The 12,045-nt window shown below is 68.1% G+C and carries 11 protein-coding genes; 9 read left to right on the top strand and 2 right to left on the bottom strand.

The genetic code is table 11. The features are described 5' to 3' along the window. Positions 1 to 100 precede the first annotated feature (100 nt). From ACOGI8_RS13285 to gatB, 4 genes are read left to right on the top strand one after another with little or no spacing between them, the layout of a single operon-like run. Complete coding sequence (locus ACOGI8_RS13285; protein ID WP_419854269.1) at positions 101 to 970, top strand: hypothetical protein; 870 nt, start codon at positions 101 to 103, stop codon at positions 968 to 970. A 26-nt stretch (positions 971 to 996) separates the two neighbouring features. Continuing rightward, the gene (gatC, locus tag ACOGI8_RS13280; RefSeq protein ID WP_419854268.1) at positions 997 to 1,308 is read left to right on the top strand and encodes an Asp-tRNA(Asn)/Glu-tRNA(Gln) amidotransferase subunit GatC; all 312 of its coding nucleotides are present in this window, start codon (positions 997 to 999) and stop codon (positions 1,306 to 1,308) included. Positions 1,309 to 1,338: 30 nt separating this feature from the next. After that, on the top strand, positions 1,339 to 2,871 hold the full coding sequence (locus tag ACOGI8_RS13275) for an amidase family protein (RefSeq protein ID WP_419854267.1): 1,533 nt from the start codon (positions 1,339 to 1,341) through the stop codon (positions 2,869 to 2,871). Next, positions 2,871 to 4,292: an Asp-tRNA(Asn)/Glu-tRNA(Gln) amidotransferase subunit GatB gene (gatB, locus tag ACOGI8_RS13270; protein WP_419854266.1), complete on the top strand. Its 1,422-nt coding sequence runs from the start codon at positions 2,871 to 2,873 to the stop codon at positions 4,290 to 4,292. Before ACOGI8_RS13275 ends, gatB begins: the two co-directional genes overlap by 1 nt. A 23-nt stretch (positions 4,293 to 4,315) precedes the next feature. On the opposite strand, the gene ACOGI8_RS13265 is transcribed toward gatB, so the two are convergent. Next, a complete protein-coding gene (locus tag ACOGI8_RS13265) occupies positions 4,316 to 5,626 on the bottom strand; it encodes an MATE family efflux transporter (protein ID WP_419854265.1) in 1,311 nt (436 codons plus the stop codon). A 34-nt stretch (positions 5,627 to 5,660) separates the two neighbouring features. After that, a complete protein-coding gene (locus tag ACOGI8_RS13260) occupies positions 5,661 to 7,013 on the bottom strand; it encodes a PQQ-dependent sugar dehydrogenase (RefSeq protein WP_419854264.1) in 1,353 nt (450 codons plus the stop codon). Positions 7,014 to 7,266: 253 nt separating this feature from the next. On the opposite strand from ACOGI8_RS13260, the gene ACOGI8_RS13255 reads away from it, so the two are divergent. The 5 genes from ACOGI8_RS13255 to ACOGI8_RS13235 all read left to right on the top strand — a co-directional run bounded on the left by ACOGI8_RS13255 (position 7,267) and on the right by ACOGI8_RS13235 (position 12,023). Continuing rightward, positions 7,267 to 9,021 (top strand): acetolactate synthase large subunit, encoded by a 1,755-nt coding sequence (locus ACOGI8_RS13255; protein ID WP_419854263.1) that lies wholly within the window; start codon positions 7,267 to 7,269, stop codon positions 9,019 to 9,021. A gap of 40 nt (positions 9,022 to 9,061) precedes the next feature. Beyond that, positions 9,062 to 9,646, top strand: a complete 585-nt coding sequence (ilvN, locus tag ACOGI8_RS13250; protein WP_419854262.1) for an acetolactate synthase small subunit — start codon at positions 9,062 to 9,064, stop codon at positions 9,644 to 9,646. A 46-nt stretch (positions 9,647 to 9,692) separates the two neighbouring features. Beyond that, a complete protein-coding gene (gene ilvC, locus ACOGI8_RS13245; protein WP_419854261.1) occupies positions 9,693 to 10,730 on the top strand; it encodes a ketol-acid reductoisomerase in 1,038 nt (345 codons plus the stop codon). Positions 10,731 to 10,760: 30 nt separating this feature from the next. After that, complete coding sequence (locus tag ACOGI8_RS13240; protein ID WP_419854260.1) at positions 10,761 to 11,384, top strand: YqgE/AlgH family protein; 624 nt, start codon at positions 10,761 to 10,763, stop codon at positions 11,382 to 11,384. Positions 11,385 to 11,501: 117 nt separating this feature from the next. Next, on the top strand, positions 11,502 to 12,023 hold the full coding sequence (locus ACOGI8_RS13235; protein ID WP_419854259.1) for an RDD family protein: 522 nt from the start codon (positions 11,502 to 11,504) through the stop codon (positions 12,021 to 12,023). The last annotated feature ends 22 nt before the right edge of the window (positions 12,024 to 12,045 follow it).

The following is a 12,045-nucleotide window of genomic DNA, read 5'->3' as shown; positions in this document are numbered from 1 at the left end:
TGTGACTGCTTCGGCAGCAGCAAGACGGAGAATTGCGGTGTCCAGCGGCAAGACTTCGCCTGTGGGAGCAACGCTGCGCGCGCACCCGACCCTGTGGTTGATGCGGCTGTTGTGGCTGGTGATGCCGTGGAGCGTGGGTGCCGCAGCGGCGGATGCGCTCGTCGCCTGCTCGGAAACCTCGGCGCGCATCCTGAGCGCCGAACTCTGGGCTGCATGGGCGTTCGTGCTGACGGCAACCCTGGTGCGCCGGCCATGGGCGCTCACCGTCGTGCGCATTGCCGCGCCTGCCTCGGTCGGCGTGGCCATCGGCGCGGTCGTGGCCGCAGCGGCGTGGGATGCCGACCTCGCTGCCCCGCGTGCCGCGGCAGCCATCGCGGGCGCCGCCATCGCGACCGCCGTTGCGCTGCTGCCCGAGACCGGCAACTCCATGGTCGACGGCCTCAGCTACGGCAACGAGCGGCGCATGCTGCTGCGTACGCCGTTCCTGCTGGCGGTCGCTCCGATCCCGCTGGTGTGGGCGGCCGTGGTCGCGGGCATTGCGGCGCCGGCGGTGCTGTGGGCAATCGAGCAGTGGATCTGGGCCGTCGTTGCCACGGTCACCGGGCTCACCGCGGCCGTGCTGGGCTTCCGCTCCCTGCATCAACTGGCGCGCCGCTGGGTGGTGTTCGTTCCCAACGGACTCGTGTTGCATGACCGCATGGCCACGCGCGAGCCGTTCCTGCTGCGACGGGCCGACATTGCGTCGCTCGGCGCTGCGCCCGCCGACATCGATCTCGCAGCCGACGACCTGGTGGACATCAGCGGCAATGCCCTCGGTCCGGTGTTGCTGGCCGCTTTGAACGGCCAGGTCGAGGTGGTGCCGCGCACCACCGGCACTGCACACGTGCTGTCGGTGTCGCGGGTGCTGTTCAGCCCGACTCGTCCCGGCGAGATGCTGGCAGAAGCCGCCCGGCGACGAATTCCCCGCTGAGGCCGCGCCGGTACCCTGCCGCTGCAATGGGAGAGCCGACCGCAGCGATCAGCACGGACGATGTTGCGCATGTGGCGCGGCTTGCCCGGATCGAGCTCACCTCCGACGAGATCGAGCACTACACGGGCCACTTGGGACGTGTGCTTGAGCATGCCCGCGAGCTGGAAGATCTCGATCTCGACGATGTACCTCCGCTCGCACACCCCTACCCGCTGCGCAACGTGTTCCGTGACGATGCTGCGAGTTCGCCGGTGGATCGCGACGAGGTGCTGTCCCAGGCGCCCGCCGCGTCCGACGGCCAGTTCGAAGTGCCGCCGGTGCTCGGCGAGGAAGCCTGAGCTAGCCGTGTCCTGCTCGGTGGCTGCACGATGACCTTGGCTCACGTCATCGCCTCCGAAGTGCGCGCCGGCACCCGCCGAGCAACGGATGTGCTCGAAGACTTCCTCGGCCGCATCGCGACCCACGACGGCGACGTTCACGCCTTCAACACGGTGACGGCCGAGCAGGCTCGAGCCGCTGCAGCGGCCATCGATGCAGCAGTCGACGAGGGCCGCGACCCCGGACCGCTCGCGGGCGTCCCCGTCGCCTTCAAAGACAACCTGTGCACGCGCGGCGTCGCCACCACCTGCTCATCGCGGATGCTCGAAGGCTGGCAGCCCCCCTACGACGCCACGGTCGTGCAGGCCATGACGGCCGCCGGTGCCGTCATGATCGGCAAGACCAACCTCGATGAGTTCGCGATGGGCAGCTCCACCGAGCACTCGGCCTTCGGCCCCACGCGCAATCCCTACGACCTCGCCCGGGTGCCGGGCGGCTCCAGCGGTGGCTCGGCTGCAGCGGTGGCCGCTGGCTTCGCGCCCTTGGCGCTGGGCTCCGATACCGGCGGCTCGATCCGCCAGCCCGCATCGCTGTGCGGCATCGTGGGCATCAAACCCACCTACGGCCGGGTCAGCCGCTACGGGCTCGTGGCCTTCGCCAGCTCGTTCGATCAGATCGGCCCGTTCGCAACCGACGTCGCCGATGCTGCGCTCGCGCTCGGGGTGATCAGTGGCCACGATCCCGCCGACAGCACGTCGATTCCCGCAGCCGTGCCCGACTTCGCGGCTGCGCTGGCGCGGGGCGTCGAGGGACTGCGAGTGGGTGTCGTCAGCGAGCTGACCGGGAGTCGCAGTGGTGGTGCGAACGGCGGCCCAGCGCTGGGAGATGCAGCAGGCGAGGTGCTCGACGGGATCGATGCGGATGTGACCGAGCGGGTGCTCGAGGCGGCTGATGCGCTGGCCGACGCCGGGGCGACCGTCGGCAGGGTCTCAGTGCCAGCGGTCACCTACGGCCTCACTGCGTATTACCTCATCGCACCGGCCGAGGCCTCGAGCAACTTGGCGCGTTACGACGGCACTCGCTACGGGCTGCGGGTTGAGGGCGCTGACGTCGAGGAGATGAACCGCCTGACTCGCCGGACCGGCTTCGGCGACGAGGTCAAGGCGCGCATCATGCTGGGCACGTTCGCCCTCAGTGCCGGCTACTACGACGCCTACTACGGCAAGGCCCAGCGGGTCCGCATGCTGACCCGGCGAAACTTCGACGCTGCCTACGCCGATTTCGACGTGCTGCTGTCGCCCACCTCGCCCTGCGTGGCATTCCGCTTCGGCGAGCGCGCTGACCCGATGACCATGTATCGGTGCGACACCTGCACCATCCCGTCGAATCTCTCGGGCGACCCGGCCATGTCGGTGCCGTTCGGAACCGGTGCGGAGGATCTGCCGGTGGGCGTGCAGGTCATGGCCCCTGCACTGAAGGAGGAAGCGATGCTGACGGTGGCCGCCGCGCTGGAGCGCGCTGCGCCGCCGCTGCCGAAGCCGCCGATGGTCGGCGTGAGCGGCTCGACAGGGGCAGGAAGCTGATGTCCGCGGGCTGGGAGACCGTGGTCGGGCTCGAAGTCCATGTCGAGCTGGCGACCGACACGAAGCTGTTCTCCGCTGCGCCCAGCCGCTTCGGCGATGAACCGAACACCAACGTCACGCCGGTCTGCCTGGGTCTGCCCGGCTCGCTGCCCGTGCTGAACCGCCGCGCCGTCGAACTGGCCATGGCGGTGGGCCTCGCGCTCAACTGCGAGATCCGGCCGTCGGTGTTTCACCGCAAGAACTACTTCTACCCCGACATGCCGAAGGACTACCAAGTCAGCCAGTACGACCAGCCGATCTGCTCCGACGGCTGGCTCGACGTGCCGGGTGGCAGCCGTGTCGGGATCGAGCGGGCGCACCTGGAAGAGGACGCCGGCAAGACGACGCACCTGGGAGGCACGGACGGTCGTATTCACGGTGCCGTCGGCGCGCTCGTCGACTACAACCGAGCGGGCACGCCGCTGCTGGAGATCGTCTCGCGGCCCGACATCGCCTCGGCAGCCGAGGCCAGCGCCTACGTCGAGGAGCTGCGGACGATCCTGCTGACGCTCGGCGCATCCGACGCTCGTCTGGAAGAGGGCTCCATGCGCGTCGACGCGAACATCAGCGTGCGGCCCGCGGGCTCGGGCGAGCTGCGCACCCGTTGCGAGGTCAAGAACCTGAACTCGCTGCGGTCGCTGCGGAACGCCATCGACTACGAGGCCCAGCGCCACATCGAGCTGTACGCCGCTGGCGAAGCCCCCGTCCAGGAAACCCGTCACTGGTCCGAAGACGGGCGCACGCACTCGCTGCGCTCCAAGGAAGAGGCCGACGACTACAGGTACTTCCCCGAGCCCGACCTCGTGCCGCTGGTGCCCGACGACGAGTGGATCGCCGAGGTCCGCGCTGCCATGCCCGAACTGCCCGCATCCCAGCGGGCACGCCTGCACGAATGCGGCGCCGAGCCCGACGATGCCCAGGTCATCGTGGGCCGCGGCCTGGCACCGGTGGTGCTGGGGGCGGTCGAGGCGGGAGCTGATGCCAAGCGCACCGTGACCCATGCCGTGCAGAACCTGGCGCTCGACGGAGCCGAACTGCTTGGCTCCGACCATCTGTCCTCGCTGGTCCAGATGGAGACGTCAGGACAACTCACTGCGACGCAGGCCAAGACGGTGCTGGGGATCATGTGCGAGCGAGCCGCCGCCGGCACCGCCGATCCTGCTGCGATCGCCGCGGAACTGGGCTTCGAAGCCATGGCCGCCGACGAGCTCGAAGCACTGGTCGATCAGGTCATCGCGGACAACCCCGAAGCGTGGGAGAAATTCTGCGCCGGTGAGGCCAAGGTGGCCGGTGTGTTCGTGGGAGCGGTGATGAAGGCCACCCGCGGCCAAGCCGACGGCCAAGCCGTCACCCGGCTGCTCGCGCAGCGACGCGACGCCTGAGCGCCGCCGAACAGCCGCGGCGCTCAGTCCTCGCCGGTGCGCAGCCAGGCGTCGCCTCGGAAGCGGATCCACTGCGGCGCGGCGCGGAAGCACATGAACAGGGTGAGCGCGGCCCACAACCAGCCGATGCCCAAGTCCAGGATGCGCATCGCGCCGCCGACGATCGCGAAGCCCGCCGCTGCACCGGCCATCGCCCACGCCAGAAAGCCCAGGTCGCCGGCGCCGATGAAGATGCCGTCGAAGGCGAACGCGGCGGCATTGACAGGCTGCGCGACGGCCACGAACAGCAGGATGAAGCCACTGAGCGCGACGACAGCAGGGTCGTTGCTGAAGATCGATGCCAGCGGCCCGCGCAGCAGCACGAGTGCCAGCCCGAACACTGCGCTGAGCTGGATGCTCATGCCGATCATGCGGACGCTGGCCGCGCGAGCCACCTCTGGCCGGCTGGCGCCGAGTTCCTTGGCGACCATGGCCTGACCCGCAATCGCCACTGCGTCGAGGGCGAGCGAGAAGAACGACCAGATCTGCACGCCGATCTCGTGCGATGCCACCTCGGTGGTGCCGATGCGGGCCGCGAACACGGCAGCCAGCACGAACGCTCCCCGCAGCGATGCCGTGCGCACGAACATCTGGGCGCCGACACGGGCGTAACGCCACGCTGCGGCAGCAACCAGCCGCAGCCGCGCGCCGACCGCTCGAACGTGGCGATGGACAGCGACAGCGAAGGCCACGGCGGCACCCCACTGGGCGATGACCGTTGACCATGCCGCGCCGGCGATGCCCATGTCGAGCTCGAACACCAGCACCAGTTCGATCAGCAAGTTCCCTGCGGCTGAAGCGACGGCGATCACGAGGGGGGTGACAGTGTCCTGGGTGCCCCGCAGGTAGCCCGTGGCCGCCATGCCCGCCAGCAACGCGGTAAAGCCGATGAGGCTGATCCTCAGGTACGTGAGCGCGTGATCAGCGACTTCGGGGGTCGGGTCGAACACGCCGACGAGAGAGCCCGAGCCGGCCCACATGCCCAGGCTGAACACCACGCCCAACCCGATCGACAGCCACATGCCGGCGATGCCCTGTTCGGCTGCTCGACGCAGCGATCCGGCGCCCACCAGCCGGCCGACGAGGCCGGTTGTGCCGTAGGCGAGGAAGATCAGAATTGCGTGAGCACTGAGCAGGATGGCGGAGGCGATCGCAAGACCGGCGAGTTCGGGCGTGCCGAGTCTCCCGACGATCGCCCTGTCGGTGAGCACATACAACGGCTCGGCGATCAGCGCGCCGAACGCCGGCACTGCGAGCAGCAGGATCTCACGGTCGTAGACCGTGCGTCGAAACACGGCTACATCCCCGACACGGTCGATGCAGCGTGCGTCATCCGGCGAGGCGCCACACGCCGGTCTCGATGTCGATCACATACAGCTCGCCAGCAGCGTCCACGCCGAAGCCGACGGGTCGGGGTGTGCTGACGCCGAGACTCCACACCTCGTCCGGCTCGGTGCCCGGCTGCACGGCGACTGCGTAAATGTCGCCCCCGCAGAGATCGGCGAACACGTATCGACCGGTCAGCCAGTCCAGCTCGCTGCCGCGGTAGACGTGCCCGCCGATGACCGCGCAGAGGCCGCGCCCGTGCCGGTATTCGAAGTCGGGTTCGCGGTGGTTGTCGAGTTCGGTGCCGACGAAGCGACGGCTGCCTTCATAGGAGTTCCAGCCCAGGTTGGCCCCGGCCTCGTCGAGCCCGAGGACGGTCACCTCCTCCATGCACTGCTGGCCGACATCTGCGACCCACAACGTGCCGGTGACCGCGTCGAGGGAGATCTGGAACGGGTTGCGGGCGCCGTATGCCCAGATCCGCGGGTCGCTGGCGGTACCGAGATCCGGATTGCCCGGTGCCGGCACCAGCCGCCAGTCGCCTGCGTCGGTGCTGCCGCTGTCGTCGACGGCGAAACGCAGGATCGCGCCGAGGGGCGTCGTGAGGTTCTGACCGTGGTGATGCGGGTCGCCGAGGCCGCCGCCGTCGCCGAACGACACATACAGCAGCCCGTCAGGTCCGAATACCAGGGCGCCGCCGTTGTGCTGAGCGTTGGTCTGCTTCACCTCCAGCACATCGGCGTAGCGGCTCTCCAGCGTGCTTCGATCGGCTCTCGGCGTGAGCACGGTGAGCACGCTGGACCCGTGCCGGTCGGTGCGGTTGATCCACAGCCGCCCGTCGGGGCCCAGCGTCATGCCCACCAGGCCTTGGTCGTGCTCGGCCGCCGTGTTTGAGGAGAAATCGGCAACGGGTTCCCCGCTGATGATCGCACCGAAGTCGCGGCCGGCCTGCGCTGCGAAGTTGGGAGCAAATCGCCAGACGCGTCCCCGGCGATCGCCCACGAATCCGCCGCCTGCTGCACCGGCACTGTCGAAGACCATCACCGTCGCCTCAGCCAGATCGATATACGGCACCAGGGTCAGGGAACGCCCGGGCGCCACCTCACCCAGCGGTGTCGCACCCAACTCGGTCAGACCCTGCGGACAGGGTGTGTTTGATGCGATGTACTCGGGCGTCTGCGTCAGTGGCAAGGTGGTCGCAGGCTCGCTTGTCGCGGCGCTGCCCTCGCCGCCTGGGCTGCTGACGGCGGGGCCGGTGCCGTCGCCGATGCCGATGTCTGAACATCCCATCGCCATCGCCCCCGCGGCAACGGCCACGGTGCAGGTAGCGATGCTGAACAGCCGTCCACCCCGCACCCGGCCAATGTACGCCTAGCTACCGCTGTCACAGCAGGCGCAGGTTCTGGTGCCGCGCAGGCACCCGTCAGGTTGTGGCTGCCCGAACGGCCCGACAGAATGTGCCGGTGAGCGCGTCAGCACGCCGAACCGGCTGCCCGGCCGAGCCTGCGAGGCGCGGCGCGACAGGAGGGGTACTCATCTAGGCGAGCCGTTTCGTCCGCGCTCGCCCTGCCTCCCGCTCGGGGGGCTTTTTTGTTTCAGGAGAATCTTCATGGAGCTCACAGGCGCTCAGGCACTGATGCGAAGCCTGGAGATGAGCGGCGTCGAAGTCATGTTCGGCCTGCCCGGCGGGGCAATCCTCCCGGTCTACGACCCCGTGCTCGACTCACCGATCCGCCACGTCCTCGTGCGCCATGAACAAGGCGCAGGCCACATGGCGCAGGGCTACGCGCACGTCACGGGCAAGCCAGGCGTGGCAATGGTCACGAGCGGGCCCGCTGCCACGAACATCGTGACGCCGCTGTGCGACGCCTTCATGGACTCGATCCCGATGGTCGTCGTGACCGGCCAAGTCGCGATGTCGGCGATCGGCTCGGATGCTTTTCAGGAGTGCGACACCACCGGCATCACCATGGCGGTCACCAAGCACAACTACCTCGTGACCGACCCGGCCGACATCCCGCGCATCGTGGCTGAGGCCTTTCACATCGCCACGACGGGGCGTCCGGGCCCAGTGCTGATCGACCTGCCCAAGGACGTCAGCAACGCGACGATGGACTGGTACTGGCCAGACAGCGTCGACCTGCCCGGCTACCGGCCCCGCCGCGAGATCGACCCGGCCGCCATTGCCGAAGCTGCCCAGCTCATCCGCACGGCTGAGCGTCCCGTCATCTACGCCGGCGGGGGACTGCTGAAGGCCCGAGCGGCCGAAGCGCTGCGGGAGCTCGCCGAGATGTGCGACATCCACGTGGTGACGACTTTGATGGCGCGCGGCGTGTTCCCCGACCGTCACCGGCTGTGCCTCGGCATGCCCGGCATGCATGGCAACTACACCGCAGTGACAGCGATGCAGCAGGCCGACCTGCTGATCAACCTCGGAGCGCGCTTCGATGACCGGGTCACAGGCAACCCCGCGCACTTCGCCCCGGGTGCCAAGGTCATTCACGTCGATATCGACCCGGCCGAGCACGGCAAGGTGCGGGTGCCCGATGTGCCGATCGCCGGAGATGCCAAGGTGGCGATCGAGGCGATGATCGAAGCGCTGCGCCCCAGCGACGGCAGCGCCGTCACCGATGCGATGGCGGATCGATCTGTGTGGAAATCGACTGTCTCCGGCTGGCAGGAGCAGTACCCCCTGAGCTATGACCAGCCGTCGAGCGGCCACCCGCTCAAGCCGCAGTACGTGGTGGAGCAGCTGCGTGATCACACTCCTGACGACACGATCGTCGTGGCGGGCGTGGGCCAGCACCAGATGTGGGCCAGCCAGTTCTGGCAGTTCGACCACCCCTACACCTGGGTGAACTCAGGCGGTCTGGGGACCATGGGGTTCGCCGTGCCTGCGGCCATCGGGGCCAAGGTGGGCCGGCCGGATCGAACGGTGTGGGCCATCGACGGCGACGGCTGCTTCCAGATGACCGCGCAGGAGCTGATCTCCGCCAGCGCCGAGAACATCCCCGTGAAGGTGGGCATCCTCAACAACGCCTACTTGGGCATGGTGCGCCAGTGGCAGGAGCTCTTCTACGCCGAGCGCTACAGCGAGGTGTATCTCAGCGCCGACCACCCCGATTACGTCGGCTGGGCCGAGGCGATGGGCTGCGTCGGCATCCGGGTGGAATCAGCGGAGGAAGTCGTCCCTGCCATCACCAAGGCGAACGCTGTCAACGACCGTCCGGTGGTGATCGACTTCCGCGTCGACACCGAGGAGAAGGTGTACCCGATGGTGCCGGCCGGAGGTTCCAACGACGACATCATCCTCGGTCCCGAGGGCGACGCCGACGCGGCCTTGAAGGGCAGCGCGCCGTCGTGAGCGGCGCGCAATGCAGTAGTGCCGTCGTGAGCGGCGCGCAATGCGGCAGGCCGTCGTGAGCGGCGCGCAAGGCACGAACCTGTCCCCTGAGGAATCTGCGGTGGTGAGCCTGCCGCAGGAACCCGACCTGCACATCTTTGCGGCCATCGTGGAGAACAAGTTCGGCGTTCTTGCGCGGATTGCAGGGCTGTTCAGCCGGCGTGGCTTCAACATCTTCTCGCTGGCAGTGGCCCCGACGGCCGATCCGTCCTACAGCCGCATCACGATCGTGGTCGATGTTCACAACACTGACGTCAACCAGATAGCGAAGCAGCTCGACAAGCTCGTCAACGTCATCAACATCAGCGAGCTGCACCCGTCCGATTCGCTCGAGCGCGAGCTGATGCTCGCCCGCGTCGGTGCCGCCGACCTCGAAGCCGTCACCGATGTGATCTCCGAGTACGGCGGGGAAGTGCTCGATCACGCCGATGGCGAGGCCATTGTGAGCGTGAGCGCCCATCCAGACCGGCTCGACCGGTGCGAGCGCCAACTGCGTCCGTTCGGCCTGCATGTGCTGCAGCGCACGGGCCGCATTGCGCTGCGGGCGCTCGATGCCGATGAGCCCGCCGTCGGCATGACCACCTGAGGCTGGCAGACTCCCGCCAACGCTGACTCGGAGAGGAACTACACGAATGCCCGCGACCATCTATTACGAAGAAGACGCAGACCTCAGCCAGCTCGCTGGCCGCACGGTGGCGGTGATGGGCTACGGCTCCCAAGGCCACGCCCACGCCCTGAACTTGCGCGACAGCGGCGTGGATGTCGTTGTGGGGCTGCGGGAAGGCTCGTCGTCGCGTGCCAAGGCCGAGGCCGAGGGCCTGCGCGTCGCCGATGTCGCAGGCGCCGCCGCTGAGGCCGACATCATCATGATGGCGCTGCCCGATACCGACCAGGCCGCCATCTACGAGGATTCGATCGCGCCGAACCTGCAGCCGGGCAATGCGGTTGCCTTCTCGCATGGCTTCAACATCCACTTCGGCCAGATCAGCCCGCCTGATGAGGTCGATGTGTGGATGATCGCCCCCAAGGGACCGGGTCACAACGTCCGGCGCACCTACGTGGAGGGCGGCGGCGTTCCGGCGCTCGTGGCGATTCACCAGGACGCCAGCGGGCAGGCGCTGGCCGACGCGCTGGCTTATGCAAAGGGCATCGGCGGCACACGGGGCGGCGTGCTCACCACCACGTTCGCCGAGGAAACCGAGACCGACCTGTTCGGCGAGCAGGTGGTGCTCTGCGGCGGCCTCACCGAGCTGATCCGGGCTGGCTACGAGACCTTGGTGGAGGCCGGCTACCAGCCCGAGTCGGCCTACTTCGAGACGCTGCACGAGGTGAAGCTGATCGTCGACTTCATCTACGAGGCCGGCATCTCGGGCATGCGCTACTCCATCTCGACAACAGCCGAGTACGGCGACATGACTCGTGGCGCACGCATCATCACCGACGAGACGCGGGCGGAGATGAAGCGCATCCTGGCGGAGATCCAGGACGGCACCTTCGCCCGGGAGTGGATCGACGAGAACCGCAACGGGCTGCCCAACTACCGCCGGATGGTCGAGGAAGGCAAGCAGCACCCCATCGAGCAGGTCGGTGCGGAGCTGCGGGCGATGATGCCGTGGATCACCGCGGGCCGCCAGGACGTCACCGCAGCATCAGGCGGCGCCGTTTCCTGAACCTCCGGGACACGGTGGCAGAATCGGGGTGTGGTCGACGTTGTCGTGACGCCGGTGCGGGTGCCCACTGCGGGTGACCTGCTCGTGGCGACGCCACGCTTGGTGGATCCCAACTTCGATCGCACGGTCGTGTTCGTGATCGAGCACCAGGAAGCGGGCACCCTGGGCGTGGTCATCAATCGAGCGTCGGACATCTCGTGCGCGGCGGCGGTTCCGCGCTGGGCGTCGCGTTTTGCGACCGAAGCTGCAGTTGGGCTCGGCGGTCCCGTGGAGCCTCAGGGCCTGCTTGCGCTCGGGGCCACATCAGATCCGTCCGCGGGCCAATTGCCGTCGCCCTCGGATTCCAGCGGTGGGTCCGCTGATGCCGACGGCGTCTGGCGCACGGTCAATGGGACCGTCGGATTGGTCGACCTCACCGCCGATCCGTCTGAACTCGATGCTGAAGTCACTGCCGTCCGGATCTATGGCGGGCACGCCGGATGGGGGCCCGGCCAGCTGCGAGGCGAGCTGCAGGCGGGCTGCTGGTGGGTGTTCGACTCGGCACCTGGCGATCTGACGGCGAATGCAGCGACGCTCTGGCACGACGTGCTGGCGCGCCAATCGCCCCCCGCGCGGTTGCTCGCGAATTACCCCGACGACCCGGCCCACAACTAGCGCTTCGGATCAGCTCGCGGCACCGACGCTGGCCGATGTGCGCCGGGGACTCCCCATTGGAGCGCGCTAGGTTCCACTGGCGTCTGTCGACTGCGTCAACGTCCGCGGAGGTCACTCATGAGCGATTACGGCGAGTCCCCGTCCTACGACGGAGACCGGCGCACTGGCTGGGCTGAACTCGGATCTGGGGAGACCGTCGAGCTGGCGCGCATCGGCGCGCGATTCGGTGCCCGGATTCTCGACATCATCTTCGTCTTTGTCATCTACATGGTCGTGCTCATGATCATGCTCGGCGGATGGGCCCTCTCCGACGAGGACTCGGGGGTCTTCTCCGGCGGGCTGGCCATGGCGACGCTCATCGGCCCGATCGTCTGGTTGGTTTACGAGGGTGTGCAAGTCGCTGTGTCGGGACGAACCTTGGGTAAGCGGATGACCGGCATCAAGATCATCAACGCGGCACATGGCGGAGTGCCTGGCTGGGGCAAGTCAGTCGGCCGGTGTGTGATTCCTGGCCTAATCTCACTGATTCCCCTCGCCGGTCTGCTCTTGGCGATCCTGTGCTACGTGAGCGCGACTTGGGATCGTGTGTATCAGGGTTGGCACGACAAGGCGGCAGGCACCCTCGTCATCAATGCCTGAAGTTCATCCACCGACGCCTTGA

It is taken from the genome of Candidatus Poriferisodalis sp. (genome assembly GCF_965204195.1).
Lineage (GTDB): Bacteria > Actinomycetota > Acidimicrobiia > Acidimicrobiales > Poriferisodalaceae > Poriferisodalis.
The sequence above is the reverse complement of the archived record's forward strand: the minus strand, read 5'-3'. Positions and strand labels throughout refer to the sequence as shown.

Bases quoted from the DNA above. Each gene is read 5' to 3' on its own strand.
- ACOGI8_RS13285 (WP_419854269.1), top strand. From the start codon at position 101: ATGCGGCTGTTGTGGCTGGTGATGCCGTGGAGCGTGGGTGCCGCAGCG.
- gatC (WP_419854268.1), top strand. From the start codon at position 997: ATGGGAGAGCCGACCGCAGCGATCAGCACGGACGATGTTGCGCATGTG.
- ACOGI8_RS13275 (WP_419854267.1), top strand. From the start codon at position 1,339: ATGACCTTGGCTCACGTCATCGCCTCCGAAGTGCGCGCCGGCACCCGC.
- gatB (WP_419854266.1), top strand. From the start codon at position 2,871: ATGTCCGCGGGCTGGGAGACCGTGGTCGGGCTCGAAGTCCATGTCGAG.
- ACOGI8_RS13255 (WP_419854263.1), top strand. From the start codon at position 7,267: ATGGAGCTCACAGGCGCTCAGGCACTGATGCGAAGCCTGGAGATGAGC.
- ilvN (WP_419854262.1), top strand. From the start codon at position 9,062: ATGCGGCAGGCCGTCGTGAGCGGCGCGCAAGGCACGAACCTGTCCCCT.
- ilvC (WP_419854261.1), top strand. From the start codon at position 9,693: ATGCCCGCGACCATCTATTACGAAGAAGACGCAGACCTCAGCCAGCTC.
- ACOGI8_RS13235 (WP_419854259.1), top strand. From the start codon at position 11,502: ATGAGCGATTACGGCGAGTCCCCGTCCTACGACGGAGACCGGCGCACT.